This window comes from Paenibacillus mesophilus (assembly GCF_005938385.1).
Taxonomy (GTDB): domain Bacteria; phylum Bacillota; class Bacilli; order Paenibacillales; family NBRC-103111; genus Paenibacillus_AB; species Paenibacillus_AB mesophilus.
Genome location: NZ_VCRA01000001.1, coordinates 211,070 through 237,105, shown reverse-complemented (window position 1 = coordinate 237,105; position 26,036 = coordinate 211,070). Strand labels below are relative to the sequence as shown.

The 26,036-nt window shown below is 55.2% G+C and carries 20 protein-coding genes; 19 read left to right on the top strand and 1 reads right to left on the bottom strand.

The features are described 5' to 3' along the window. Positions 1–345: 345 nt before the first annotated feature. The 17 genes from FE783_RS00880 (at position 346) to FE783_RS00800 (ending at position 22,794) form a co-directional block, all read left to right on the top strand. Positions 346–1,365 (top strand): Gfo/Idh/MocA family oxidoreductase, encoded by a 1,020-nt coding sequence (locus tag FE783_RS00880; RefSeq protein WP_138877425.1) that lies wholly within the window; start codon positions 346–348, stop codon positions 1,363–1,365. Between the two features lie 377 nt (positions 1,366–1,742). Next, positions 1,743–2,582, top strand: a complete 840-nt coding sequence (locus tag FE783_RS00875; RefSeq protein WP_138877424.1) for an HpcH/HpaI aldolase family protein — start codon at positions 1,743–1,745, stop codon at positions 2,580–2,582. Next, on the top strand, positions 2,579–3,361 hold the full coding sequence (locus FE783_RS00870; RefSeq protein WP_138877423.1) for an SDR family NAD(P)-dependent oxidoreductase: 783 nt from the start codon (positions 2,579–2,581) through the stop codon (positions 3,359–3,361). The genes FE783_RS00875 and FE783_RS00870 overlap by 4 nt, the downstream gene beginning before the upstream one ends. Positions 3,362–3,385: 24 nt before the next feature. After that, positions 3,386–4,156, top strand: coding sequence for an SDR family oxidoreductase (locus FE783_RS00865; RefSeq protein WP_138877422.1), 771 nt, complete (start codon positions 3,386–3,388; stop codon positions 4,154–4,156). Between the two features lie 13 nt (positions 4,157–4,169). Next, the gene (locus FE783_RS00860; protein ID WP_158301552.1) at positions 4,170–5,105 is read left to right on the top strand and encodes an aldo/keto reductase; all 936 of its coding nucleotides are present in this window, start codon (positions 4,170–4,172) and stop codon (positions 5,103–5,105) included. A gap of 54 nt (positions 5,106–5,159) precedes the next feature. Next, positions 5,160–7,454: a helix-turn-helix domain-containing protein gene (locus FE783_RS00855; RefSeq protein WP_158301551.1), complete on the top strand. Its 2,295-nt coding sequence runs from the start codon at positions 5,160–5,162 to the stop codon at positions 7,452–7,454. Positions 7,455–7,605: 151 nt separating this feature from the next. Then, positions 7,606–8,487: a carbohydrate ABC transporter permease gene (locus tag FE783_RS00850; RefSeq protein ID WP_138877419.1), complete on the top strand. Its 882-nt coding sequence runs from the start codon at positions 7,606–7,608 to the stop codon at positions 8,485–8,487. A 16-nt stretch (positions 8,488–8,503) separates the two neighbouring features. Next, complete coding sequence (locus FE783_RS00845) at positions 8,504–9,331, top strand: carbohydrate ABC transporter permease (protein WP_138877418.1); 828 nt, start codon at positions 8,504–8,506, stop codon at positions 9,329–9,331. An 80-nt stretch (positions 9,332–9,411) separates the two neighbouring features. Continuing rightward, on the top strand, positions 9,412–10,566 hold the full coding sequence (gene nagA / locus FE783_RS00840; RefSeq protein ID WP_138877417.1) for an N-acetylglucosamine-6-phosphate deacetylase: 1,155 nt from the start codon (positions 9,412–9,414) through the stop codon (positions 10,564–10,566). A 113-nt stretch (positions 10,567–10,679) separates the two neighbouring features. Beyond that, a complete protein-coding gene (locus FE783_RS00835) occupies positions 10,680–12,398 on the top strand; it encodes a sensor histidine kinase (protein WP_158301550.1) in 1,719 nt (572 codons plus the stop codon). Between the two features lie 6 nt (positions 12,399–12,404). Further along, a complete protein-coding gene (locus tag FE783_RS00830) occupies positions 12,405–14,072 on the top strand; it encodes a response regulator (protein ID WP_138877415.1) in 1,668 nt (555 codons plus the stop codon). Between the two features lie 101 nt (positions 14,073–14,173). Continuing rightward, positions 14,174–15,484, top strand: a complete 1,311-nt coding sequence (locus tag FE783_RS00825) for an ABC transporter substrate-binding protein (protein WP_138877414.1) — start codon at positions 14,174–14,176, stop codon at positions 15,482–15,484. Between the two features lie 57 nt (positions 15,485–15,541). Continuing rightward, entirely contained in the window at positions 15,542–17,212 is a 1,671-nt protein-coding gene (locus FE783_RS00820; RefSeq protein ID WP_138877413.1) for an extracellular solute-binding protein, read from the top strand. 214 nt (positions 17,213–17,426) lie between these two features. Then, the gene (locus tag FE783_RS00815) at positions 17,427–18,851 is read left to right on the top strand and encodes a right-handed parallel beta-helix repeat-containing protein (protein ID WP_138877412.1); all 1,425 of its coding nucleotides are present in this window, start codon (positions 17,427–17,429) and stop codon (positions 18,849–18,851) included. A gap of 20 nt (positions 18,852–18,871) precedes the next feature. Further along, positions 18,872–20,155, top strand: a complete 1,284-nt coding sequence (locus FE783_RS00810) for a right-handed parallel beta-helix repeat-containing protein (RefSeq protein WP_138877411.1) — start codon at positions 18,872–18,874, stop codon at positions 20,153–20,155. A 201-nt stretch (positions 20,156–20,356) separates the two neighbouring features. Further along, the gene (locus FE783_RS00805; protein WP_138877410.1) at positions 20,357–21,778 is read left to right on the top strand and encodes an extracellular solute-binding protein; all 1,422 of its coding nucleotides are present in this window, start codon (positions 20,357–20,359) and stop codon (positions 21,776–21,778) included. Between the two features lie 194 nt (positions 21,779–21,972). Next, complete coding sequence (locus FE783_RS00800) at positions 21,973–22,794, top strand: IclR family transcriptional regulator (protein WP_138877409.1); 822 nt, start codon at positions 21,973–21,975, stop codon at positions 22,792–22,794. 68 nt (positions 22,795–22,862) lie between these two features. On the opposite strand, the gene mnmA is transcribed toward FE783_RS00800, so the two are convergent. Continuing rightward, positions 22,863–23,954 carry a tRNA 2-thiouridine(34) synthase MnmA gene (gene mnmA / locus FE783_RS00795; protein WP_138877408.1) on the bottom strand — a complete coding sequence of 364 codons (1,092 nt, stop codon included), beginning with the start codon at positions 23,952–23,954 and terminating at the stop codon, positions 22,863–22,865. Positions 23,955–24,324: 370 nt separating this feature from the next. Between mnmA and cymR the strand changes: the two genes are divergently transcribed. Together cymR and FE783_RS00785 are read left to right on the top strand one after the other, a co-directional pair. Beyond that, a complete protein-coding gene (cymR, locus tag FE783_RS00790; protein ID WP_138877407.1) occupies positions 24,325–24,744 on the top strand; it encodes a cysteine metabolism transcriptional regulator CymR in 420 nt (139 codons plus the stop codon). 12 nt (positions 24,745–24,756) lie between these two features. Beyond that, positions 24,757–25,908 carry a cysteine desulfurase family protein gene (locus FE783_RS00785; RefSeq protein WP_138877406.1) on the top strand — a complete coding sequence of 384 codons (1,152 nt, stop codon included), beginning with the start codon at positions 24,757–24,759 and terminating at the stop codon, positions 25,906–25,908. Positions 25,909–26,036 lie beyond the last annotated feature (128 nt).

The following is a 26,036-nucleotide window of genomic DNA, read 5'->3' as shown; positions in this document are numbered from 1 at the left end:
CGTAAAGCGAAGCGGCTGACTTTAAAATCGGGTTGTAACCGCTGAAAATTCCAAAAACAACACGATTTTAACGGAAGTGGAGCGCATTCCCCCACCTCTTGCCTTCACCGCTTCCTCTCTTGCAGACTTTTTCAACAGCCTCTGAATTTGCGGTTATTCCGAATGTCATCGCGAACATAAGCATCTTATTGCGCATAGAGACGGCGCTCTCCCCTTCATTCGACCGTTTTTGAAGATTTACAGGTCCGGGAATGTGGGATATAATAATAACTAGTAATAGATACAATGTCTCGCAATAAGATACAAACAAATCATTTTATGTTTTAAAGGGAGAAGGAAACCGACATGACAGTGCAAAAAGCGGTTGAGAACGCCGCCGTCCGCCCGCTGGTCGAACGGGAAGAAATCCGTCTGGCCATGCTCGGGATGGTGGACGGCAACGGGCATCCGTATTCCTGGAGCGCGATATTCAACGGCTACGATCCGGAGGAGATGAAGAGCTGTCCGTATCCCGCCATTCCGGCGTATTTGGGCAAACAACCGCAGCATACGCTGAGGATTGAGGGAGCGAGCGTTACTCACATATGGACCGACGATCCGGAGGATGCGCTCCGGGTATCGCAGTCGTCGTTAATCCCGCATGTGGCGGCACGTCCCGAAGATGTCATCGGTGAAGTGGATGCCGTCATTATCGCCACCGACAAAGGGCATGAGCACGTCGAGCGATGCCGGCCGTTCGTGGAAGCGGGAATCCCCGTCTTCGTAGATAAGCCGCTCGTCGACAACGAAGCGGATTTGCTCGTGTTCGCCGAATGGGTGAGACAGGGGAAAGCGATTCTGTCGTCGAGCTGCATGCGCTACTGCAAGGAATTTATGCCTTATCGGCAGTCGACGAGTGATCTCGGACATATCCGGTTCGCAACGATCACGACTCCGAAATCATGGGAGCGCTACGGCATACACGCGCTGGAATCGATATACCCGATATTCGGCCCCGGCTTCGTCTCCGTGCGGAATACGGGGAGCGCGGAGCGAAATGTCGTCCATATCAAGCACTCCGGCGGCGCGGACATCGTGGCGGCGGCCCAGTCGGACATGTACGGGGCGTTCGGTCTGCTCCAGCTGTGCGGGACGGCGGGACACGCATTCGCGCAAATTCACGATACGTTTTATTCGTTCAAAACGCAGCTGCAGAGCTTTGTTGACTATTTGCGGACCGGGGAGCGGCCGTTTCCGTTCGAGGAGACGATCGAGCTGATGAGGCTGATCATAGCCGGAATCCGCAGCCGGGAAGAAGGGGGCCGCGAAGTGAGGTTGGCGGAGATCGCCCCGGCTTTGTCCGCTATGTATACACTGCCTGATTGAGGTTAGGAACTACGAGGATGTCGATTAACTCGGGTGATAGGAGTGGAGAGTGAAAAGAATACCTTCTGGCGAGTTTTGGATTTATGAGCTTTCGACAGAAAGCTAGCCTCGTAAGCTTCACTATTCCAACAACTAAATCTTTAATAATCTAGGAGTTTAAAACAAGCTGTCTGAGCAGAAGAAGGTATCTTTTCACTTGGAATGGCGCGTTTTCGCTTCGCAGAGAGTTAATCGAATGTCTTATTATCGCTACTTAAGAACTTTAACGGAATAACGTACCTGCTCTCTGATACCGTGACTTGCCGGTCCACAAAGCCCCGGTCGTCAGTCAGGGCGATAATTCCGTTAAAGTTCCTAATATGAGGAGGGCAGGACAAATGGCGGGAAATACGTATGCGATGCGCCCCAGCAGAGTGCTGCGGAAGCTTAGGGCGGGAGAAGTCGCTTATGCGACGAAGCTGAATTTGGGAGACTCGCGGGTGGCGGAAATCGCCGCGATGAGCGGGCTAGACTGCATATGGACGGATATGGAGCACGTCCCGAACGACTGGGCGGTCGTGGAGAAGCAAATATTGGCGGCCAAAGCCCACGGCGTCGACACGATCGTGCGGGTTGCGCGAGGCAGCTACAGCGACTATATCCGTCCGCTCGAGATGGATGCGACGGGGATCATGGTTCCCCATATTATGAGCGTTGCCGATGCGAAGGCAGTCATTCACAGCACGAAGTTCCATCCGCTCGGACTGAGGCCGGTCGATGGCGGGAATGCGGACGGCGCCTACTGCAACATCCAATTCGCGGACTATTTGAAGCAGGCGAATGAAGAGCGATTCAATATATTGCAAATCGAAGACGTGGAGCCGCTCGGCGAACTGGAAGAGATCATCGCCTTGCCGGGCCTCGATATGATCTTCTTCGGTCCGGGCGACTTCAGCCAATCGATCGGCGCTCCCGGACAGATGGATCATCCGCTGATCGCCGAGACGCGCAAGCGGATCGCCGAGCTGGCCGTCAAACACGGCAAATTCGCCGGGACGGTCGGGTCGACGGGCAACGCGGAGGAGCTCGTCGCGATGGGCTACCGGTTCATCAGCGTCGGGGCGGACGTTATCGCTTTGACCCAATATTTCCGGGGCATCGTCGGAGAGCTGCACAAGCAGGATGCAGGCCGAGTTCGGAGCGTATACGCGGACCGGACGGAGGAGGTGGCGCCATGACCGTTTTGCGATCGTTTTCATTGGAAGGCAAAGTAGCGCTCGTCACCGGCGGAGCAGGACTATACGGCAGGCAAATCGCGGTCGCGCTTGCCCAGGCGGGAGCGGCGACGAATATGACGACGCGCAACGCCGATCAGCTGGAGGAGCTGGAGCAAAGCTTCGCTCGGGAGGGCGTCGCAGTCAGCGCGCATGTGCTGGATCAGGAAAGCGAGGAGTCGATCCTCGCCCTGAAAGAGCGAATCATGGCCCGGTACGGGCGGATCGATGTTCTCGTCAACAACGCGGTAGCCCGGACGATGACGTCCTGGAACGATCCGCTGGAGGCGTTCGACCGGAGCATGCGCATCAACGCCACGGGAATGTTCGCCATTACCCGCGCGTTCGGGGATGTGATGGCGGAGCAGGGCTCCGGCTCGATCATTAACATCGGCTCGATCCAAGGAATGGTCGGCGCCGACGGAACATTATATAAAGATATGGGCTTTCACGGCTTCGTGCCGGACTACTTTTTCCATAAAGGCGGGATGGTCAATTTCACCCGTTTCGTAGCGAGCTACTACGGTCCGAAAAATGTCCGCTGCAACTGCCTCTCCCCCGGCGGACTCGCTTCCCACCGGACGCCGGAGAAGTTTATCGAGCGTTACTCCGAGAGGACGCTGCTCGGCAGAATGGCGAACGATACCGATTTGATGGGCAGCATCGTATTTTTGGCGTCGGACGCATCCGCTTATGTGACGGGGGCGAATTTGCCCGTCGACGGCGGGTATACGGCCAAATAAGGGCGCGTTATGGGGGGAATCGGCATGTATGAGAAATTGTTTTCGCTGGAAGGCAAAAAGGCGGTCGTAACGGGCGGCAACGGCTATCTCGGCAGCGTGCTGTCGCGGGCGATGGCGGACTTCGGGGCGAACGTCGCGGTGGCCGACCTGGAAACGCGGGAGCAGGAGCACGAACGGATGATTTCGATTGCTTGCGACGTTTCGGATACCGGGTCGATCCGCAAGCTGTACCAGGAAACGGCGGAACGGTTCGGCGGCATCGACGTGCTGATCAATTGCGCTACCTACGGAGCCGGATACGGACCGCTCGGCACGGTGGAACGGATGAGCGACGAAGATTGGCACAAAGGACTGGACGGCGCCGCGGGCACCGTGTTCCGCGCTACGAGAGAAGTCATTCCGTACATGGAACGGGCGGGGGGAGGCAGCATCGTCAATTTCGGCTCGATGTACGGTATCGTGTCGCCCGATCCGTCGATTTACGGAGACAGCGGGGCGAACAATCCGGCCAACTACGGAGCGGGCAAAGCCGCGGTCATTCAGTTCACCCGCTATTGTGCGGCGCATTTGGCGGCCAAAGGAATCCGCGTCAACAGCGTAACCCCGGGACCTTTCCCGAATCCGCGCGTGCAGCAGAACGACGCCTTCCTGCAGCAGCTCGGCAAGAAGACGATGCTCGGCCGGGCGGGCACGGCGGAAGAGATCGCGGGCGCGGTCGTCTTTCTCGCATCCGGAGCGTCGAGCTACATGACCGGCTCCAACATCGTCGTCGACGGCGGATGGACCGCCTGGTAAAAGGAGAATGAACATGCAGAAGCACAACGGCGCCGGATCGGCTCCATCCAAGCTGACGCTCGGTACGGTACAGCTCGGCATGCCTTACGGCATCCATAACCGCGACGGAATGCCGTCGGAAGAAAGCAGCTTCGAGCTGCTGCGCCATGCACTTACAGGCGGAGTCACGTCATACGACACGGCGGCGGCATATGGCACATCCGAGATGTTGCTTGGCAAATTTTTCAACGGCCGGCAGCCTTTGATTACAACCAAAATTCATCTGAGACCGGAACCCGGCGACGGCCGCGAACAGATCGAGCTGACGATGCGCAAGCTGGTCGAAAGCTCGTTGGACCGGCTGCAGCTGTCCGCGATTCCGATTTTGATGCTGCACAATACGGACGTGATGGAGCATTTCGGGGAGGCGATCACCGCTTCGTTCCATGCGATTCGGCAGGAAGGCTTGATCGGCCGGGCCGGCATATCCGTGTCGCAAAATTCGGCTGCGGAATACCAGGTCTTATGGGACTATTTGCAGGATGAAACGTACGAAGCAGTCCAACTGCCGATGAACGTGCTGGACCACCGTCCGTTGAACAACGGATGTCTGGATATGCTGGCGCGGGCCGGGAAGACAGTGTTCGTTCGTAGCGTATTCTTGCAAGGGCTGCTGTATATGAAGGACGAAGAATTGCCCGTGAATCTGCAGGAAGCGAAGGCGCCGCTCGGGGCGCTCAGGGAGCTGTCCGAACGGCACGGAGTTCCGATTTCGCAAATGGCCGTTTCGTTCATCCGCGATCTGGAGGGCGTGCACAGTCTCGTTATCGGCGCGGAAACGAAGGAGCAGGTTGCGGACAATTTGGCGCTGATCGAAGGACCGCCGATATCCGAACGGCTGCGGGAAGAAATTGCCGTTTCGTTCCGGGATGTCCCCGAGCAGGTTGTTACGCCGCCCATGTGGAAGTAGTACGGGAGCCGCGCATCGGCATCGGTCGGCATGCACATAAAGAGGAGGTCATCCATGAAAACGCTTCGCCATGCGATTCGCCGCTTTCACGACATGACATTGGCGAGAAAGATGTGGCTGTCCGTCGCATTCGTTTCGCTTCTCACGCTGGCCACCTTTGCCGTCCTGTCATCCACGCAGATCAAAAGGCTCATCACGGAACGGGAAGGAAAAGTGATGGTGCAGCAGATCGAATACTACACGAGCAGCATCAACCATTACTTCCAGAACATTCAGAAGTCGGCGCAGGTGCTGCTGTACAGTCCGGACATCCAGGAGCGCTTCGCCAGCGACATATCCCGGCTGAGCGGCGGCGAACGGATACGCGCGTTCAACGAGGTGTACAATCAGCTGCACCGGATGTGGGACAATTTGTACGGCATCGACGCGATTTATTTGATAGACCGGTACCAGAACGTGTTCAAAATCAGCGTCGAAGACGCCAACATGCCGACCTTTCTGACCGGGGAGGAGTTCGCCCGGCAAGGCTGGTACGACCGGCTCGGCAAATCGGACGGCTCCTCGTATTGGTCGTTCGTCAGATGGAACGAGAAGAAGACGTCGATCATGATGTTCAATGCGATGTATAACAAGGCGGATTTGTCGCTGATCGGCCATCTGGTCATCTCTGTCTCCCCGCAAGTATTCGACGGGTTTCTGTCCGTCTCCAATCTGGGGGAAGGTGTAAACAGCATCGTCGATTCAGCGGGAGTCGCCTATACGTCGGGCCAAGGGGCGGGATCGAGCACGCAGGTCGACCTGTCTGCGTTGACGGAGGAACAGGGCTATACGTTCCTGCGGCAAAACAACGAGCCGTACATGCTCGCCTATGCTAAAAACGAGCTTACCGGCTGGACGTTCGTCCATTCCGTCCCGCAGCGCATCGTGCTGAAGGATTTGAGAAACGTCAATTCGTTGTGGCTGTTTTTCCTGTTCATCTCGATTTTACTCATGACGGTCGTCTCCGCCTTCCTGCTACGCACAATTACGATGCCGCTGCGGAGAATGGTCAAGCTCGTCCGCGAGGTCGAGCGCGGCAGCTTGACCGGCCGGTTCCATGTGCAGTACAAAGATGAGCTCGGAAGGCTCGGCCACGCGTTCAATCATATGCTCGACAAGCTGCAGGACGGAATTCCGCTGCTGCGGGAGAAGCTGATCCGCTCGCTGCTAGCGGGGAATATGTCGGCGGAACAGCTGCGCGAGTTCGAGCGGAAGCTGGATATCCGGTTCGAGCGGCCCTGCTTCCAGGTCGTACTGCTGTATGTCCACAACGTGCCGGATGAAAGCGCTTTGTCCGCCGCCGAGCGTGCGATCCGCGATATGGAGCTTCGCGGGGGGATGATTTCGGATACGGTCGCGGCGAACCAGTTTTGCCTCATCTTCAATTGCCCCCAGGAAGAAGCGCTGATGATGCTGGAGCCGCTGCTCGACCATCTCCGCGACGAGCTGGAGCTTCGGCCCTACGCCTTCGTCGGGAACGGCTATGAAGATATTCATTTTGTCAAAAACTCGTTCGAGGAAGCGAAGGCGCTGCTCAAATACCGGGTCGGCGAGCGGATGGAGGAGGAGCCGTCCGTCTTTTTCTCCGGAGCTTCCTGGGAGCATCAATATCCCGAATCGTTCGAGAACCGGCTGCTCTACTATATGGATGAGGGCGATTTCGACACTTGCGCGGGCGTGATGGAGGAGCTGATCGCTTACGTTCGGGTGAAGCCGGTCGCCCCGTCCGTCATCAGCTCGCTGCTGATCTCGCTGTACAATCATATGAACAAGCTGCTGATCCAGTTCGGCGGACAGGACGTGCGGCTCGCCGACGACTGGCTCGACAAGCTGAGTTTGCGCCTGTCGCTCGAGCCGTTCGAGAAGAACGGCCGCGACTTTATCGCCGTCGTCAAAAAGCAGCTCGGCCCGCTGATGCATCAGCAAGTGCGGTACAGTCCGAACGTCGCCAAATCGCTGCTGCTTATCCGCGAGCAGTTCGACAATCCGAACATCGGCGTCGACTATGCGGCCAGAGAGCTCGGGTTGAATACGAACTATTTCAGCCAGCTGTTCAAGAAAGAAGTCGGCGTCGGGTTCGCCGAATATGTAAGCGGTTTAAGGCTGGAGCATGCGCAGAAGCTGCTTGGCGGCACGGCGCTTAAAATCAAAGAGGTGGCGGAGAAAACCGGCTTCGCCGACTCGCACTATTTCGGCGTATGGTTCAAGGACAATACGGGGCTGTCCCCATCGCAGTACAGGAAAAGCATGCAAGCCCAGCCCACTTATTCCGAGCTTGACACCACGGCGAACCGATCATCAGCGAATTAAGCGGGCAGGCAGGCTCAAACTGAGGAAACCGCCCCATTCCTGACGAATTTCACCTATCGCCCCTCCGAAGCTCCATGGTACGTTGGAAGCGTGACGACGGCTGGTTCGCCGTCAAGCGTCAACCTACAACCGGACAGGAGGGACGAATGTTATGGGGAAACTATGGAGCTTGAAATTGCGGCGCGAATGGAGCGGCTGGCTGTTCGTACTGCCGATGCTGCTTTTTTTCGTCGCCTTCGTCGTGTACCCGATTTTGTCGTCGATCAGAAGCAGCCTTTACGCATTCGATTATGCGGGATACGTCTTTGCCGGGCTGGACAACTACAAGCAATTGGTGAGCGATTCGTTGTTCTGGAAAGCGGTATGGAATACGCTCGTTTTCGTCCTTTATTTGGTGCCGTCCATTACGGTGCTCGCGCTGCTGCTGTCGGCGATTATTCACGTGTATCCGAAGAAGATGCAGTCTTTTTTCAGAGCGGCGTTCTATATTCCCGGCGTTACCTCCATCGTGAGCCTGGCGATGGTATGGGAGTATATGTACAACAACCAGTTCGGCCTCGGCAACTATTTCTTGAAGCTGATCGGCATGCAGCCCGTTAACTTTCTCGGTTCCGAATACGCTTACATGTCCTTGTCGCTCATTCTGGTCACGATCTCGCTCGGCAGCTCCATCGTCGTGTTCACGGCGGCGCTGAACGGGATTCCGCGCGACTTGTACGAATCGGCTTCGCTGGACGGCGCTGCGCCTCTCCGGGCTTTCTTCAGCATTACGCTGCCGATGCTGAGGCCGTCCGTCCTATACGTGGTCGTAACTTCGACGATCGGCGCCATTCAAGTATTCGCGATCATTCTGCTGATGACGGGGGGCGGGCCGGCTTACAAGACGACGACGATTCTGATGCTCATTTACCGCGAGGCGTTCGTCAATATGAACTTCGGCATCGCCAACGCGATGGGCGTCATGCTGTGCCTGCTCATTTGCCTGATCGCCTTCCTTCAATTCAAGCTGCTGAAATCCGACGTGGAGTATTGAGAAGGGGGCGAGGCATATGTTGAAGAAATGGCCTGCGGTCGCGGGGCATGTATGGATTTGGGCGTCGGCGTTGTTTTTCCTGTGGCCGATGTACTGGATGCTGATCGGATCGTTCAAAAATTTGAAGGTGGCGCTGCAAATACCGCCGGAGTGGTTTCCGCTTGAGCCGACGCTGGACAATTTCCGGATTCTCGCGACCGACTTTCCGCTATTCCGCTGGTTGTACAACAGCATGTTCATCTCCGTCATGGCGACGCTGCTCGTCATCACGGTTAGCGCTCTGGCCGCGTACGCGTTCGCCAAAGTGCCGTTCAAAGGGTCCAAATGGCTGTTCGCGGTCATGATCGCTTCGATGTCGATTCCGCATACGGTGCTGCTCATTCCATTGTTCCAGATGATGAACAAGCTCGGACTGACCAACTCGCTGTGGGGCGTGCTGCTCCCGCTCGTCGGCTGGCCGTTCGGGGTGTTTCTGCTCAAACAGTTCATGCAGACGCTGCCCGGGGCGCTGATCGAAGCGGCCAAAATCGACGGCGCAAGCGAGTGGCAGACGTTCGCAAGGGTCATTTTGCCGCTGGCGAAGCCGGGCATAGCCGTACTAGGCATCTTTACGTTCGTGAACTCGTGGAACGATTACGTCTGGCAAATGATCATGCTCAAAGACAAATTGACGTATACGCTTCCCGTCGGCGTGAAAATAGCAAGGCAAGTGCAAGAGGTGGATATCAATTACGGGGTTGCCATGGCGGGGGCCTTGTGCGCTACGCTGCCGGTTCTGCTTGTGTTTTTGTTCTTCCAGCGCTATTTTACCCAGGGCATTACGCTCGGCGCGGTGAAGGGGTAAGCGGAACGAGAGAAGGCGATCGTAAGCTTATTTCAGACCCGCAGTGAGTTGATCGCCGGAATTTCAGGAGGAGATTAGATATGGACGGACGGTTGAAAGCGATCGTTAACGGCAAAATCGTTACCGCGCATTCCGTCATAGACGACGGGATAATGCTGATCGACGGAGAAACGATCGCGGATATCGGTACGAAGGGCAGCGTAGAAATACCCGAGGGGGCGGAAGTGATCGACGCCGGCGGCGAATACGTCGGTCCGGGCTTTATCGACATTCACTGCCACGGCGGCGGCGGATACTGGTCCTGGGAGGAGCCTTATTTATTCGCGCTGTCCCATTTGAAGCACGGTACGACCGGAATATTGCCGACGCTCGTCTACAACCAGAGCCGGGAAGAGATGCTCGAGGGCGTGCGCAACATATTGCGCGTCGGAGAGCAGCCGTACAGCGGCGCGATTATCGGCATTCATATGGAAGGGCCGTTCATTAACAAAAAGTACGGGGCGGTTACGTCCCCGATACGCCCGGTCGATCCGGACGAGTACAACGAGCTGCTCGCCGTCGCGGGGGACCGGATCAAAGTATGGACGCTCGCTCCCGAGCTGGACGGACAAGCCGAATTCGCCGAAGCCGCTTCGAAATACGGCATCGCCTTGTCGGTCGGCCATTCGGAAGCGGACGCGGACACGATCTTCTCGCTCGTGGACAAAGGGCTGCGAATCGGCTGCCACTGCACGAACGCCTCGGGAACGACGCCCTCGCCTTCCCGGTACGGGGGAACGAGGGAAATCGGCGTCGACGAAGCGGTGCTCGTCCATGACGACATTTATGCCGAAGTCATTCCGGACGCGCAAGGGATTCACGTCAGACCGCTCATGTGCAAGCTGATCCACAAGGCGAAGGGTACGGACAAAGTGATCGTCATTACCGATGCGATCGACGAGGCCGGCTTGGAGAGTGGGACACCGGGCGGCGAGTATGAGGACGTAAGGTTTATCGAAGGCGTCGGCTTGTCCGGCAGCAAGCTGACGATGGACCGGGCGGTGAGGAACATGATGCGCCATACGGGAGTCGGCATCGTAGATGCATTTGTCATGAGCTCGCTGAATCCGGCCAAGGCGATTAATGCCGACCGGGAGATGGGCAGTCTGGAGAAGGGGAAGCTGGCCAATCTGGTCATCGTCTCGGACGAGATCGAAGTGCGCCGGGTGATGCTGCGGGGACGGTTGATGGAGTAGGGGAACTATATACGGGCTGTCCTTTCGGGTATTTGCGACCGGGGCAGCCCGATTTTCTCTTCACTGAGGCGTCTGACGCTTGGAAGGAGGCGATGAACGGGAGTATGGTTCGCATGTTCAGGAGCAGCTCTATTTTCGTCAAAAATATCGTGTTGTTTATGTTGTTTGCGGTACCGATGTACGGAATCAGCCTGCTCATCAACCATTCCGGCTCCGAGCATGTGAAGGAACAAATATTCGGCTCCATGCAATCGCGCGTCCATTTTTATTTGAACTCGCTCGAGGAAGAAATCAGCCGGGTCAATCGACTGAAGAAGCAATTTATTACCGATGACGATTTACAAAGATTGAGCGCGCTCGCTCTTCAAATGTCCAATTACGACAAACGCGGCGCCATTCTAAGAATTCAGCAGAAGCTGCAAAACGTCGTAGACTCCAGCCTGTATGTTAATGAGGCGTCGGTCCATATCCCGCTTATCGACCGCACCATTTCCAACGCTTATTATGACGAAGATGTCGCCTTGAGCAAAATCGAAACGCTCGCTCGCGAATCCGAATCGAGAGGTTCGCCGTTCGTCGTCTGGAATAACGAGCTGCTGATCGTCCAAAGCGCACCCCGGCAAATGAACGGGACGACGGCGTATTTGGCCGAAATCAAGCTGTCCGAGCAAAAGCTGCGGCAAACGCTCGTCCATATTACGAACGAAACGAAAGGAGGGGCCATGCTGATTGATCGGGAGCGCCGGTGGATGCTGTCGTCCGACGGCGACGACGCCCGGCACGAACAATGGGTCCGTGAGCTCGCGAGCGCAGGCGATCAGAAAACCGCTGCTATCGCGGGCGAAGATTATTGGCTGACTTACGACTATTCGGAGTTTCTTGGCGCCTTTCTTGCCGTATATGTTCCCGAAGAGCAGTTTATGGGCTGGAAACGGAAATATCGGCTTGTTATATGGCTTGTTACGGCTGTCTCGCTTCTGTTCGCGGGCTTGTTCTCGTATTGGAATTATCGCTTGATTCATAAGCCGTTGATACGTCTGGTGCACGCATTCCGCAAGATGGAGAAGGGGGATCTGCAAGTGCGGCTGGAGCACCGCCACGAGGACGAGTTCCGCTACTTGTACGATCAATTCAATGCGACTACAGCCCGGCTGAATACGTTGATATCCGAGGTGTACGAGCAGAAAATCCGGTCCCAGCGGTCGGAGTTGAAGCAGCTGCAGTCGCAAATCAATCCCCATTTTTTGTATAACAGCTTCTTTGTTTTGTACCGGATGGCGCAAAGGCACGATCATGATAACGTCGCCCGGTTTACGGAGCATCTCGGACACTATTTCCGTTTCATTACCCGTTCGGACGCCGACGAGGTAACGCTTGAGGAAGAGTACGAGCATATGAAAGCGTATACGGAAATTCAAAGGACTCGTTTCTCCCGTTCGGTCGAGACGGACATTATGCCATTGCCCGATCGGGCAAAGGACGTCGAGGTGCCGAGGCTGATCCTGCAGCCGCTGGTGGAGAACGCTTTCCATCATGCGCTCGAGCATAAACAAAAGGGGGGATTGCTGTGCGTCCGGTTTCAGGAGGAGACGGGCGAGCTGCTTATCGAAGTGGAAGATAACGGCAGCCGGATCGATCCCGAACAAATCGAGCGATTGAACGGATTGCTCCGCCGATCGGGCACCGATATGGAATTGACGACCGGGGTGTTCAATGTGCATCGCCGGTTGCGGATCAAATTCGGGGATAACGCCGGACTTTGCTTCGCTCTCGGTGAAAAGGGAGGTTTGCTTGTTCGTATGCGAATCCCGCTGCCCAAGGAGGTTGAATGAAATCGCATGTACCGGATGTTGATTATCGATAACGAGGAGATTATCGTCGAAGGTTTGGTGGAGCTGTTCTCGGAGCAGCCCGAGCTGGAGCTCGAAGTATTCGGGGCCTACTCGGCGGACGAAGCGATCCTGCTGCTGGAGCGGACGAAATTCGATATCGTCCTGACGGACATTCATATGCCGGGAATGAGCGGGCTGCAGCTGCAGCAGGTTATAATCCGGCAATGGCCGTGGTGCAAAGTTATCTTTCTTACCGGCTTCAGCCGGTTCGAATATGCGCAGAGCGCGCTGCGCAACGAAGGCATCGATTTCGTGCTGAAAACCGAAGGTGACGGCAAAATTATCGAGGCGGTGCAAAAAGCGAAAGCGAAGCTTCAGGAGCAAACGGAAACCCGGCACAGGCTCGAGCAGGCACAACGCCAAATGGACAAAGCTTTGCCTCTGCTCAGACAGACTTGCCTGAAAGAGCTGCTCGATGGAGACAGCGCGGCGGATACGCAGGCGGATGAAATGCTTCGAGAGTTCGGGACGGGACTGACGACCCTCCAGCCTGTGCTGCCCGTTGTCGGGCGGCTGGACGATCTGCCCGGTTCGCCCAAAGACCGGGCTTTGTACGTATGCGCGTTGCAAAATAGGATCGAGGGCTATTTGTCGGCGATGACCGCCGTCTGCTTCGTTGATTACGACAAAACGCGGTTTGTCTTGCTGATGCAGCCATTGGACTCATCCCGGGAGGAGCGTAAGGAAAGCGAGTACGAGACGGCCATCAGGACGCAGCGTTTCATTCACGGCATGCTGGAGCACGTCCAACAGGAGAGCAAGCATGCTTGGAACGTGCGGCTGTCCTTTGCGCTCGCGGATGAGTTCGTCCGATGGGAGCGGTTGCCCGACATGTTGAGCAGGCTGAAAGGTTATTTTCATTTCGGACTCGGCATCGGACCGGAGTCAATGCTTGCCGGTCCATACATTCAGGAAGATCGCAGCGGAGAGGGTGTGGCGACGTCTCCGACGGGGGCGTCATCCGGCAATTATGACCGCTTGAAGCGCTATTTGGAGCAGGGAAGGAAAGAAGAGTTTCAGGAATTGATTCGGCAAATGATGCCGGGGCCGGATTCGGGGCTGGGAAGGCCAGGGAACGAAGAGCCGCGGAGGATGGAGCTTTATTACCATTTCGTCGCCTTGCTTATGACCGCCGTCAATGAATGGGAGTTGTACGAAGCGGTGCAAGCTGCGGAAGACTTCCGTAAGCTCGCCGTATGGGACGATACGGAAGGTTGGGAAGAGCGGTTCGGCCGCTTGTTCCGCTTATCGGGAAGCCTGTTCGATCTGCGCGAGGACGGATACCGCAAAGATAGCGACGAATTGGTAAACCGGATCAACCAATATATCGATCGGCACATTAACGGGGATTTGTCGCTTACCCGTCTCGGGGAAGCGATGAAGCTGAATCCTTCCTACTTGTCCCGCCACTATAAGCAGACTACCGGCAAAGGCGTTTCGGAATATATTATGGAAGCCAGATTAAGTACGGCCAAACGGCTGCTGACGGGCAGCCGGCTCAAAATCCACGAAATATCGGCCGAAGCCGGCTTTTTGACGGATGCGACCTTTTACCGGTGCTTCAAGAAAGCGATCCGGCTGACGCCGCAGGAATACCGCGAAGTAAATAAATAAGAGGATGACGTAAAGAACCGTAAGTAGTCCGGCCAAACACCCCCCCTTTATAATTGGATATGAACACCGGTGTAAGACGTTTATAGGGGGAGATATCGAGAATGAGAAGAACTTATGCCATGTCGCTTCTGTTCGGCTTGTCGATGGCGGCGTTGTCCGCTTGCGGCGCAGACAAGGAGCAGCCCGGAGCGGCGGGCGCGCCGGAGAAGAAAGATCCGATTACGCTGTCCGTATTCGGGCTTGGGGTCAAGGAGGAAGAATTCAACGACCGGTTCAGGGGAGAGCTTACGAAGAGGTTTCCGTACATCACCTTCAAATACATCCCGCCGGACAAGGGCAATTCGCTGCCGGAGCTTGTGGCGCGCGGAGAAACGCCCGATCTGATCCGGACGGACATTCCGAATTTGAAGAACAATTATCTGGATCTCAAGATCGGCACCGACCTGAACCCGTTCGTCAAATCGCACAGCTACGATCTGAGCCGCTTCAACCCGCCGTTCATTCAGGAAATGATCGATGCCGGTCAGAACGGGGCCTTATACGGCATTCCGTATCCGCCTTATATTCCGATGGTGCTGAGCTATAACAAATCTTTGTTCGACCAGTTCGGTGTCCCTTATCCGAAGGACGGCATGAACTGGGATGAAGTGTACGAGATCGCCAAGAAAATGAGCAGAACGGAAGGCGGCAGCGTCTATCGCGGCTTCAGCGGCAACGTGATGGCGATGCTGCGAGACAATACGTACGGCTACCCGATTCTCGATCCGAATGCGGACCAGCTGTACAACCCGGAGAAATGGAAAACGATATTCGCCAACTTCAAACGATTCTACGAGATTCCGAACAACAAAATCGATCCGGTCGTCGGTGCGGAGCTGAACGGCGAAGCGTTCAATAAAGGGAAAGTCGCCATGCATGCATACCAATACAGCACCTATGCACCAATACCGGAAACAATCGACTGGGATATCGTATCGTATCCGACGTTCCCGGGCGAATCGAAAATAATGGCCTGGCGAGGCCCCGCCTACTGGTCCGTCTCCGCGCTCAGCAAGCATAAGGATGATGCGTTTCAGGTCATCATGGCGATGGTATCCGATGAAGTCCAATTGGCCGATTCGAAGAAAGGCATCCTTCCGACGGTCGTCAATAAGCAGATCAAAGATGCCTTCGGGCAAGAACGGCCGGATATGAAAAGCAAAAATATCGGTGCGTTGTTTTATTACAAGGAATGGGCGCCCTACTCGCCCAAACGGAAAAGCGGAGCCGCCAATGTCGCCACCGTCTTTCAACAAAACAACATGGCCGTGACGTTCCATGATGTAGCGATGGGTAAGACGGATATGAATACGGCGCTCCGCCAGTTGGACGAGAAGCTGAAGCAGGAGCTGGCAAAGGATACGAACAAGTAGCATCCTTGGTAGGCGGCTCCTCGCCCGGACCGGAACTAAGAGGAGAAGCGGTATGACATGACCAAGCGATTAGGATGGATAATATTGCTCCTGTCGGTATTCGCGTTCCCGGGGATCGCAATGTTTCAAGAGAAGGAAACCGTCATGCAGCCGGGCAGCCGATCGCCCGTCCTTTATGGCGAGCGGAGCGCCTCGCCTAGCGCAGCGAACCCGCGTCTGTACGATCCTCCTATCGAACTAACGGCTATACGGCAAATAAACAACAATACGGTGTTCAAGGATGGAGAGTCTCTGGAGCATAACGATTGGTCCCGATACTACGAGGACGGGCTCGGCATCAAACTGAACTACAAATGGACGGGCAGCGGAGCTTCCTATGTCCATAAATGGAACGTCGCCATCGCGTCCGATGATTTGGCCGATCTGATGGTGCTTCCGCCGAGCCAGTTCGAACAATTGGCGAGGGAAGGCCGCTTGGAAAATATGCAGCCGTATTTCGATACATACGCTTCCCCGGCTCTGAAGGAGCTGTACGCTTCCGACGGCGGGAAGCTGTATCGGGCCGGCCGCATAAACCAGATTCAACACGGCATTCCCCGCCCGATCTCTTCGATGGGCGACGGCTCGCCGCTGCTGTTCGTCCGCATGGATTGGCTGGAGCGGCTCGCTATCCCCGAACCGAAGACGATGCAGGATGTGTTCAAGATTATGGAAGCGTTTACCGAGAAAGATCCGGACGACAACGGAGCTGCCGACACTTACGGGCTTGCCGTTCATAAAGATTTATACGGATCCATGGGACTGGAAGGTTTTTTTAACGGCTATCATGCTTATCCGGGGATATGGGTGGACGACGGAACGGGCCGGCTCGTATATGGCAGCATCCAACCCGAGATGAAGCCCGCTCTTGCCAAGCTTCGGGAGCTGTACGCGGCGGGCCGGCTCGATCCCGAGTTCGGGGTGAAGACGTTCGCCAAGGAATCGGAGCTGCTCGTCTCGGGGAAGCTCGGCCTCATGTTCAGTGCGATGGGAGCGCCATTATATCCGCTGCAGGATGCCGTCAATGCGGACCCGGCGGCCAGGTGGCGGCCCTTCCCGGTTCCGTCCATCGACGAGAAGCCGGCCAAGGTCAACCGGAAATCTCACATTTCCGAAATATTTGCCGTCCGCAAAGGCGCTGCCCATCCCGAGGCGCTGATCCATCTGATGAACGCGCATTTGGACAATTTGTACGGTCCGGGCGCGGATTGGAGCGCTTACTCCCAGGAAGGCCAACTCCAGAAATACAATTATTCATTTACGAATATCGAACCGCTCCGCAAAAACATGGACGTGTACACGGCCGTCCGTGAAGCGCTGCAGACCGGTGATACGACGGGCTTGAACCAGGATCAGCGAAACGCATACGATCAGGTGATCGCTTACCGGAACGGCGACCGCCGGGCGTTCGGCCTGGCGACCGTATTCAATGAAACCGGCTCCTTCAGCGTTATAAGCGGCAGCTATGTCGAACAAGACTTGTTCATGAACGACGGCTTTACCGGACTCAACACGCCGACGCTTGCGGCCAAAAGATCGCTGCTCGGCACGTTGGAAACCGAGATGTTCACCAAAATCATTTACGGTGCAGCTTCGCTCGACGAGTTCGATTTGTTTATCGACGCATGGTGGAGATCGGGGGGAGAACAAATAAGCGCGGAAATCAATGATGCGAAGACATCCGGCTGAGAGCCGTGAATCAATGAGTCGATTATTCAGAAGTCCGGTGAATTACTTAGTGGAGGGTCTGAAATGATGCTGTAGAAGCGTCAGCGGTCGCATTTGTTTCCGGATTTTCACCGATTATGGGCTTATTGAATCAAAAATCTGGGAACAACGGTGATCGGAAGCATATTTCAGACCCGCAGTGGTGTTGATCACCGGAACTTTAGGAGGATTAAGGATGAAAAAGCGAAGCCTGCTTATTTCCCTGCTGCTTGCATGTGTCGTTGCCTCTATGCCTGTATTTGCGGACAATACGCCTTCTTGCGATGTACCGGTCTTGCCGGGTAACTCCGCTTCCGCTGGCGACCATAACGATTTGAATGCGGCCATCGCCGCCGCACAGACGGCGGGCGAGAAGCTGGTGCTCCCGAGCCGCAAAGTATACGAGATCGGCGGAACGGTAACGATCCCGTCCGGCGCGGATATCGACTTCAACTTCTCGACGATTCGCCGGAAGGCGGGCAGCGGCGTGTTCGATATGATCCGCAATGCAGACCCGGTAACCGGAAACAATCGGATCAGGCTTTCCAATCTGATTATCGACGGCAACAAAGGCGCGGATCAGCTTGTTGCGGCTCAGCCGTCTCATCGCTTCTCGGGGCTGCGATTGGAGAAGGTCGACGATAGCTATTTGCGCGGTATCGTCGTTACCGGGACGGTCAACGCCGAAATAGGCGGGAACGGCGCCGCCGGTATTTACATGAAGAACAGCAAGCGAATAGACGCCTATGAGCTGACGGGCTACGACAACGACCGGACCGCAATTTTGCTCGACCGCAGCCAGAACGTCAGGATTTTCGGTTCTTTGACATGCGGCAACTTGGGGAGCGGCATATCGAGCTACGATGCCGATGAATCGGAATACCATGACATCGTCACCCATCATAACGGATATTCGAACTTGTCGGTGAACGGGGAGCGTTCGAAAGTGTCCAACGTACTCAGCTACGAGTCCGCTTATTCGGGTCTGAATATCGGGCATGAGAACGTGGAGAACCGTGCGGACGACACGGTCGTAAACAATGTCCATTCCTACAGTAATGGTTACGAAGGCCTCACGATTGCGGGCAGCGCACGCGTTCAAGTCGTGAATCTGGTCGTTTACGGCAACCGCAGAAACAATATTCAAGTATACGGAGGGGCGACTGCGAGCAAGCTTACCAACGTCGTTGCCCGGAACAGTGCTAGCGGACAAGGGATCGTGTACAAATCCGGGGCGAACCACAGTTTGGTCGCTTCGGAAGTTTACGGCAACGCATATTCCGGCATTTACGTGCAGAAGCCGTCTGCCATTACGGACCCGGTATCGCTTACCGTCGGGTACGGAGTTAAGATCTACAACAACGGTCAGCTGAATTCGACCGTATCAGGGATCGTACTCGAGAACTCCAGGGACAGTCAGATCATAGGAGCGGAAATATATGATAACCAGGCCGTGAAGACGCAAGGCTACGGCGTTTCCGTCTCCGGAGGGACCGGCCACGCTTTTGCCCTGAACAATATCCATGATAATGCGACGTCGCAAATCCGGCTGTTAGGCTCGCCAACGAATCTGAAATTTTCATTGAACGTACCCTCGACGTACGATTCGACGAGTTGGTAAAAAGGAGTGAACTTCAGAAGATGTCCAATTTAAGCGAGAACGAATTAATCGAGGAAATAACGGAGGCGGTCAGCCATAACCGGAAATGTATCCTTAAGTATCGCAAGGTCTATGAAATCGGTACGACGATCGAAATCCCGTCGGGAGCCGACATCGATTTCAATAAAAGCGTGATCCGCAGGAAGGCGGGCAGCGGGGCGTTCGATTTGCTTCGCAACGCCAATCCGGTCGGAGGGGATGCGAATATTCGTCTGGCCAATGTTACGCTCGACGGCAATCGCGAGGCCGATGCGATAAGCCCGGAGACTCCCGGACACCGCTTCTCCGGATTAAGGCTGGAACGGGTATCGCGCAGCCGCTTAGCGAATGTGACTGTGATCGGGACCGTCAATGCGGAGATTGATCTGGAAGGAGCGTCGGGAGTATACTTCAAATACTGCAGCGATGTGGATGCTTACGGATTGAACGGCTACGACAACGACAGAACGGCGGTGCTGATCGACAGAAGCAGCAGGGTCCGCATCTTAGGCTCCGAAACGTACGGGAATAAAGGAAGCGGTGTATCGAGCTACTGGGCGGAAGAGTGCGAGTACCACCATATCGTGACGCATCATAACGGATATTCCAACTTGTCTATCAACGGAAAGCGCTCCAAAGCGTCGAATGTGCTCACTTATGCGTCCGGCTACAGCGGTTTGAACGTGGGACACGAGAATGAAGAAAACCGCACCGACGATACGGTTATCATGAATGTCCACTCTTACGACAACACGTATGAGGGATTGACGGTCGCAGGCAGCGCACGGGTTCAGGTTACGAATTTGATCGTGCATGGCAATAAAAGAAACAATATCAACCTTTTCCGCAACTCCACGGAGACGAGATTAACTCAGGTGGTCTCCCGCCAATCCGCAGGCGGTCAAGGCATTCTCGTGCAATCAGGACATCATTTCGTCGTCTCCTCGACGATTACGGGAAATGCGGCTCATGGCATTTACGTTAAAAATGGAGCGGCTGTCACCGTAGGATCGGGAGTAACGATCTCCAACAATGCCCAATCAGTTGCGGATTGTTCGGGTATCGTCCTGGAGAACTCGGAGCGAAGCATGATTATGGGGGCCGCCATTTTCGACGACCAGTCGGCCAAGACACAAGGATGCGGCATCACGATCGACGGCGGGGGACATCATACGATTGCTCTCAATCGAATCGAGGGCAACAAGTACGATGGCTTGAGGGTGGTTAATGAACCGGCCGGAATGGCCGAAACCTTGGCGCTGATTACCGAACATGCTTCTTCATAGATTCGGATCCATGCTGTTTTCCCGGCTTTCGGTTCAAAAACACATCTAAGCGGCGATACTGATCATTTCAACCCAAACCTTACGAATTTCACCTACTGGCTGCGGCCGTTCCATGGTACGGTTGCATCAGGCTTTCGGCTGTCTCAACGGACGCAAGTGCCGAAATACGGAACACGACACGATATAAGGGAGGGTTTACGGATGGGCAGATTGGCTGCTTTACGCAAATGGAACGTCAAACGGGCATTCGCCCTGCCGCTCGCACTCGCATTGACTGTGTTCGCTTACGGATGCAGCTCCGGTACGGGGAGCGGTACGACGAACGAACCGGGCAAGACCGGTCAAGCGGCGATGAACGAGAAGGACGAGAAGGCGGAGATTACGGTCTGGATGACGCAGGTCGGTACGCTCAAGGCAGGGCAGAAGCCGGGCGACTGGGTGAAGGAGGATTTGGTTCCGGAGTGGAATAAGCAGTACCCGAACATCAAGGTTAATGTGGAAATCATTCCGTTCGACGGCATCAATGAAAAGATTACGACGGCGATCGCCTCCGGCACGGCGCCCAACGTGCTTCTGGACACTCCGGTGCGTACGCTGGCCTACGCGCAGATGGGCGCGCTTGCTCCGCTTACCGATACGATTCCGGTCAAAGATTTGGAGCAGATCAAGAAAAATCCGGACGTGATGAAGATGGTGTCGGTCAACGGCAATATCGTCACGATGCCGTATTCCGCCACGGTTTCCGCGCTCATCCTGAACAAATCGCTCTGGAAGGAAGCGGGGGCCGAACAGCTGCTGCCGCAGGACGAATACCGGACATGGACGCCGGATCAATTCAAAGCTGCTTTGAAAGCGGTTACGAACAAAGACAAGGGCGTGTACGGCATGACGCTGTTCGCGTTGAACGAGCAAGGCGATCAGCTGTACAACAATACGATGGTCGCGTTCGGGGCAAAGCTGTTCAACGACGATTATTCCAAATATACGGCTGCGGATAGTCCGGCATCGGAGCAGACGCTTTCGTTTTTCAACTCGCTGGTCGCCGAGGGGCTCGTTCATCCGCATCCCGAGACGCTTTCGGCCGTTAACGCGCTCGACTATTGGAAGCAGCGCAAGAATGGCATGGTCGTGGCCGGAACGTCCCACGCGGATCTCGTCAAAAACGGGATCAAGGACGGATCGGTTACCGGTCCGCACGAGTATATGTACGTCAACTATCCGTCTCCGAACAAAGGCAAGGCGGCGCTCAAGATGGAATTCGGCTTTGGCGTCGTGTTCAAGAACAAGGATGCGCTCAAAGAAAAATGGGCGAAAAAGTTTCTGTACTGGTCGCAGACCGGGAACCAGATTTATTCTACGGCTACGAAAGCGTTCAATCCGTTCGGAGAAGCGCCTTCCTGGACGAAGGACGATCCGGAGCTGCAATTTCTGTTCAAGCTGACGACGAAGTCGAAAGAATGGCCGGTCGTCGATCCGGGCTGGGGGATCAAGGGCTATCCGGAAATGCGCGCGGCGATGTTCCCGGAAATGCAGCGGATGTTCATCAAGGAAGCGACTCCGAAGCAAACGATCGACGCGATATCCAAGAAATTCAACGATACGATCAAGAAGTACAACAAGTAAGCCGCTGAAGGCAGCCTGCCGGCGCGCTCGGAGCTGTCCGGAGTCTTAAGAAGACTTCCGGGCCGCTCTTTGTTTGCTTTATGCTGTTCTTTCCGGTCCAATGTTTGTTATAATAACCGTATCAGTATATGAGACGGCGGATTTATATGTCACGAATAACCGCCCAGGAAAGATAAAGGAGACCGTGAGCGAACATGGCAGAAGAGCAAATAACCGAACAACCCCCAAAAACCAAAAAAGCGGAGAAAGACGCGCCTTATTTCATGATCCAGTCGGTCGACCGGACGCTGATGATTTTGCAATGCTTCATTCAGGAGAGGCGTGAGCTCGGAGTGAGCGAAGTCGCCCGCCAGCTGAAGCTGAACAAAAGCGTCGTGCACCGGCTCATGCTGACGCTGCTGTCGCACGGATATCTCGAGCAGCTGAAAAATACGGACAAGTATATGATCGGTCCGAAGGCGTTCGAGCTCGGTTCGGTATTCACCAATTCGACGAGCTTGGTCGACGAAGGGAAGAAGGTGCTGATCGAGCTGGTGGACCGGATCGGCTTTACGGCACATCTCGCCATATTGGAGAAAGATTCGGTGTTGTATTTGGTCAACGTGGAGCCGGATCACATGAAATATTTGTTCGGCGCGGTAGGGCAGCGGAGGCCCATCTACAATACGGCTCTCGGCAAAAGCTTGACCGCTTGGCTGCCGGAGGAAAAAGTAAGGAAAGTGTTGGAGAATTGCACCTTCGAGAAAATGACGGACAATACGATCACCTCTCTGGATGCGTTTCTCGAGGAGCTGGAGCGCGTGCGTCAGCTCGGCTTCTCCGTCGACAACGAAGAGGCGAGCTTCGGAGTGCGCTGCTTTGCCGCTCCGATCCGCAACAAGGACGGGGACGTCGTGGCGGCTATCAGCGTGAGCGGCTACGGGGTTACGGCGGACAAAATGAACGAGTTCGGCATAACCGTGAAAAATTTGGCGTCCCAATTGTCCCGCCGGATCGGCTACTTTGCCAATCCTTGATTGGCGATAAAAAACGCGAAAGCCTCACCGCTGGCTGAATGCCGACGGTTTGCTTCCGCGTTTTTCGTTTAGAACGTCTTATCGATAACGGCGCCGCCCAGGCAAGTCTCGCCATCGTAGAACACGACGGCTTGCCCCGGCGTCACCGCTTTTTGCGGCTTATCGAACGTGACTTCGCATCGGCCTTCCCCGAGAAAACGGACGGTTACGCCTTGATCGGGCTGACGGTAGCGGAACTTGGCCGTACATGCGTACGGAGAGTCCGGCACCGACGGACTGATCCAGTTCAAATCGGTCGCTATCAGACCGTGCGTATACAGATGCGGGTCCGCTTCGCCTTGTACCACATACAAAATATTGCGCTCCAAGTCTTTGCCCGCTACGAACCACGGCTCGCCGTTGCCGGAGCCTCCGATGCCGAGCCCTTGACGCTGCCCGAGCGTGTAATACATGAGGCCGTCGTGGCGTCCTTTCAATTCCCCGTCATACGTGCGGATATCCCCGGGCTTGGCCGGCAAGTATTGGCTTAGGAATTCCTTGAAGTTCCGTTCCCCTATGAAGCAGACGCCGGTGCTGTCCTTCTTCTTCGCGGTGGCGAGTCCAGCCTCGAGCGCGATCTCGCGCACTTTCGCCTTCGGAAGATGGCCGATCGGGAACATCGCCTTGGACAGCTGTTCCTGATTGAGGGCGTTCAGGAAATACGTCTGGTCTTTGTTCGGATCGACGCCCCGCAGCAGCCGGAATTCTGCGTCTTTGCGTTCAACCCGGGCGTAATGGCCCGTAGCCAAGTAGTCGGCGCCCAGCGCGAGAGCCTTATTCAGAAACTCTCCGAATTTGATCTCGCGGTTGCACATGACGTCCGGGTTAGGCGTACGGCCTTTCCGGTATTCGTCGAGAAAATATTCAAATACTTTCTCGGAATATTCTTTCTCGAAATTGACGGTATAGAACGGAATATCGATTTGGGCGCATACGCGGCGAACGTCTTCCGCATCTTCCTCTGCAGTGCAGTGTCCGAACTCGTCGGTATCGTCCCAGTTTTTCATGAAAATGCCGATCACGTCGAAGCCCTGCCGCTTCAGAAGCAGCGCGGTGACGGAGGAATCGACCCCGCCCGACATACCGACTACGATTCGCGTATTGGCGTTGTTCGTTGCCATGATGCTGACCTCTTTCTTCATTAATACTAAGGAACTTTAACGGAATTACCGCCCCGACTGACCGGTCGTCAGAGAACAGGTGCGTTATTCCGTTAAAGTTCCTAGGTGACGCTGTCCCTATATTACCACAAACGGAACAAAATCGCTTTTCCCGTACCTAAAGTCTACAAAAACGATAGAAATGATAAAACTTTTCATCAAGATGTCAAGGTTATGGATACCATAACCGGGCTATATATGTTAACATATAAATGATATTTACTGCCATATTCAAGTTTTTTCCAAATTTCCGTCCTCCGGGCACGTAAACATAACGAGTAATTTGGCTAAAATAGGTAAAGAACGATGAAGCGATGAATGAGGTGCAACGTTGAAAATATCGACAAAAGGCCGATATGGGCTTACTATCATGATGGAACTGGCCTCGAAGTTCGGTGAAGGACCTACTTCCTTGAAAAGTATAGCGGAAAAAAATCAGCTCTCCGAGCATTATTTGGAGCAGCTGATCGCTCCGCTTCGCAATGCGGGTCTCGTCAAGAGCATTCGCGGAGCTTACGGCGGATATATACTTTCGCGGGCGCCGGAAGAAATAACGTCCGGCGACGTGATTCGCGTTTTGGAAGGGCCGATCAGTCCGGTAGATTTTACCGACGAAGACGATCCGGCGAAGCGCGACTTGTGGATACGCATCAAGAACAGCATCGCGGAAGTGCTCGATTCGACGACGCTTGCCGGCTTGATCACGTATCAGGACGAAGGCAAAAACGAGAACTTCATGTTCTATATTTAACGGTGCGCCGCGATGAATCCGATCTATCTCGATCATGCCGCAACGACGCCGATGCGGGCCGAAGTATTGGAGGCGATGCTCCCGTACTTCACGGAGAAATTCGGCAATCCGTCCAGTCTTCATGCTTTCGGCAGGGAGACGCGCATAGCGCTTAGCCGTTCCCGGGACCGGCTGGCTGCGCTGATAGGCTGTTCGCCTTCGGAGCTGCTGTTTACAAGCGGGGGAACGGAGAGCGACAACTCGGCCTTATTCGGAGCCGCCGCCCAATACGGTACTTCCAAGAAGCATGTGATCACTACGCAAGTCGAGCATCATGCCGTCCTTCACGCCTGCGGGCAGTTGGAGCGCAGCGGCTACGAGGTAACGTATTTGCCCGTAGACGAGACGGGACAAGTGCGGATGGAGGAGCTCGCTGCCGCCGTCCGCGACGATACGTTTCTGATCAGCGTCATGTACGGCAACAATGAAGTCGGTACGATCCAGCCGATCGCCCGGATCGGCGAGCTCGCCCGTGAGCGTGGAATCGTGTTCCATGTCGACGCGGTTCAAGCCCTTGGTTTGCTTCCTATCGATTTATCCGCCCTTCCCGTCGATTTGATGAGCTTCTCGGCCCACAAAATTTATGGACCGAAAGGCGTCGGAGCGTTGTACGTATCCAAATCCGTAACGATCCCCCCTTATTTGGTCGGAGGTTCTCAGGAACGCAAACGAAGGGCCGGAACGGAAAATGTGGCCGGCATCGTCGGCTTCGCCAAGGCGGCCGAGCTCGCGATCGAATCGCAAGCGGACAGCCGACGCCATACGGAACTTTTGCGGCAGGAAATGATTCAGACGTTTACCCGCGATCTCGAGGCCGGAGCATTTGTGGTGAACGGCCATCCTACTGACGTATTGCCCCACATCCTAAACGTAAGCTTCCCGGGAACGGATACCGAGACGATGCTGATGAGCCTCGATCTCGATGGCATAGCCGCAGCAAGCGGCTCGGCTTGTACGTCCGGATCGCTCGAATTATCCCACGTGCTGCGTGCGATGCGTCTGCAGGAGGACGTCATGCGCTCCGCTATCCGATTCAGCTTCGGATTTACGCAAAATATCGAACAAATTCGCACCGCGGCGCAAAAAGCTGCAACCATTTCGCGTCGAATTCGTAATAAAATTTAAGGGCAACCCCCGTATCCTATATAAGGAGGTGGGAAAGGGCAAGCAACCCGCAAGCACGATCTCCAACTGATCGACATCATCAGAATATGGACAACGCCAAGGACAACCGGCGCTGGGTTGGAATGAAA

What these genes read in the sequence shown, in the direction of transcription:
- FE783_RS00880 (WP_138877425.1), top strand. Translation starts at nt 346, where the DNA reads ATGACAGTGCAAAAAGCGGTTGAGAACGCCGCCGTCCGCCCGCTGGTC.
- FE783_RS00875 (WP_138877424.1), top strand. Translation starts at nt 1,743, where the DNA reads ATGGCGGGAAATACGTATGCGATGCGCCCCAGCAGAGTGCTGCGGAAG.
- FE783_RS00870 (WP_138877423.1), top strand. Translation starts at nt 2,579, where the DNA reads ATGACCGTTTTGCGATCGTTTTCATTGGAAGGCAAAGTAGCGCTCGTC.
- FE783_RS00865 (WP_138877422.1), top strand. Translation starts at nt 3,386, where the DNA reads ATGTATGAGAAATTGTTTTCGCTGGAAGGCAAAAAGGCGGTCGTAACG.
- FE783_RS00860 (WP_158301552.1), top strand. Translation starts at nt 4,170, where the DNA reads ATGCAGAAGCACAACGGCGCCGGATCGGCTCCATCCAAGCTGACGCTC.
- FE783_RS00855 (WP_158301551.1), top strand. Translation starts at nt 5,160, where the DNA reads ATGAAAACGCTTCGCCATGCGATTCGCCGCTTTCACGACATGACATTG.
- FE783_RS00850 (WP_138877419.1), top strand. Translation starts at nt 7,606, where the DNA reads ATGGGGAAACTATGGAGCTTGAAATTGCGGCGCGAATGGAGCGGCTGG.
- FE783_RS00845 (WP_138877418.1), top strand. Translation starts at nt 8,504, where the DNA reads ATGTTGAAGAAATGGCCTGCGGTCGCGGGGCATGTATGGATTTGGGCG.
- nagA (WP_138877417.1), top strand. Translation starts at nt 9,412, where the DNA reads ATGGACGGACGGTTGAAAGCGATCGTTAACGGCAAAATCGTTACCGCG.
- FE783_RS00835 (WP_158301550.1), top strand. Translation starts at nt 10,680, where the DNA reads ATGTTCAGGAGCAGCTCTATTTTCGTCAAAAATATCGTGTTGTTTATG.
- FE783_RS00830 (WP_138877415.1), top strand. Translation starts at nt 12,405, where the DNA reads ATGTACCGGATGTTGATTATCGATAACGAGGAGATTATCGTCGAAGGT.
- FE783_RS00825 (WP_138877414.1), top strand. Translation starts at nt 14,174, where the DNA reads ATGAGAAGAACTTATGCCATGTCGCTTCTGTTCGGCTTGTCGATGGCG.
- FE783_RS00820 (WP_138877413.1), top strand. Translation starts at nt 15,542, where the DNA reads ATGACCAAGCGATTAGGATGGATAATATTGCTCCTGTCGGTATTCGCG.
- FE783_RS00815 (WP_138877412.1), top strand. Translation starts at nt 17,427, where the DNA reads ATGAAAAAGCGAAGCCTGCTTATTTCCCTGCTGCTTGCATGTGTCGTT.
- FE783_RS00810 (WP_138877411.1), top strand. Translation starts at nt 18,872, where the DNA reads ATGTCCAATTTAAGCGAGAACGAATTAATCGAGGAAATAACGGAGGCG.
- FE783_RS00805 (WP_138877410.1), top strand. Translation starts at nt 20,357, where the DNA reads ATGGGCAGATTGGCTGCTTTACGCAAATGGAACGTCAAACGGGCATTC.
- FE783_RS00800 (WP_138877409.1), top strand. Translation starts at nt 21,973, where the DNA reads ATGGCAGAAGAGCAAATAACCGAACAACCCCCAAAAACCAAAAAAGCG.
- mnmA (WP_138877408.1), bottom strand. Translation starts at nt 23,954, where the DNA reads ATGGCAACGAACAACGCCAATACGCGAATCGTAGTCGGTATGTCGGGC.
- FE783_RS00785 (WP_138877406.1), top strand. Translation starts at nt 24,757, where the DNA reads ATGAATCCGATCTATCTCGATCATGCCGCAACGACGCCGATGCGGGCC.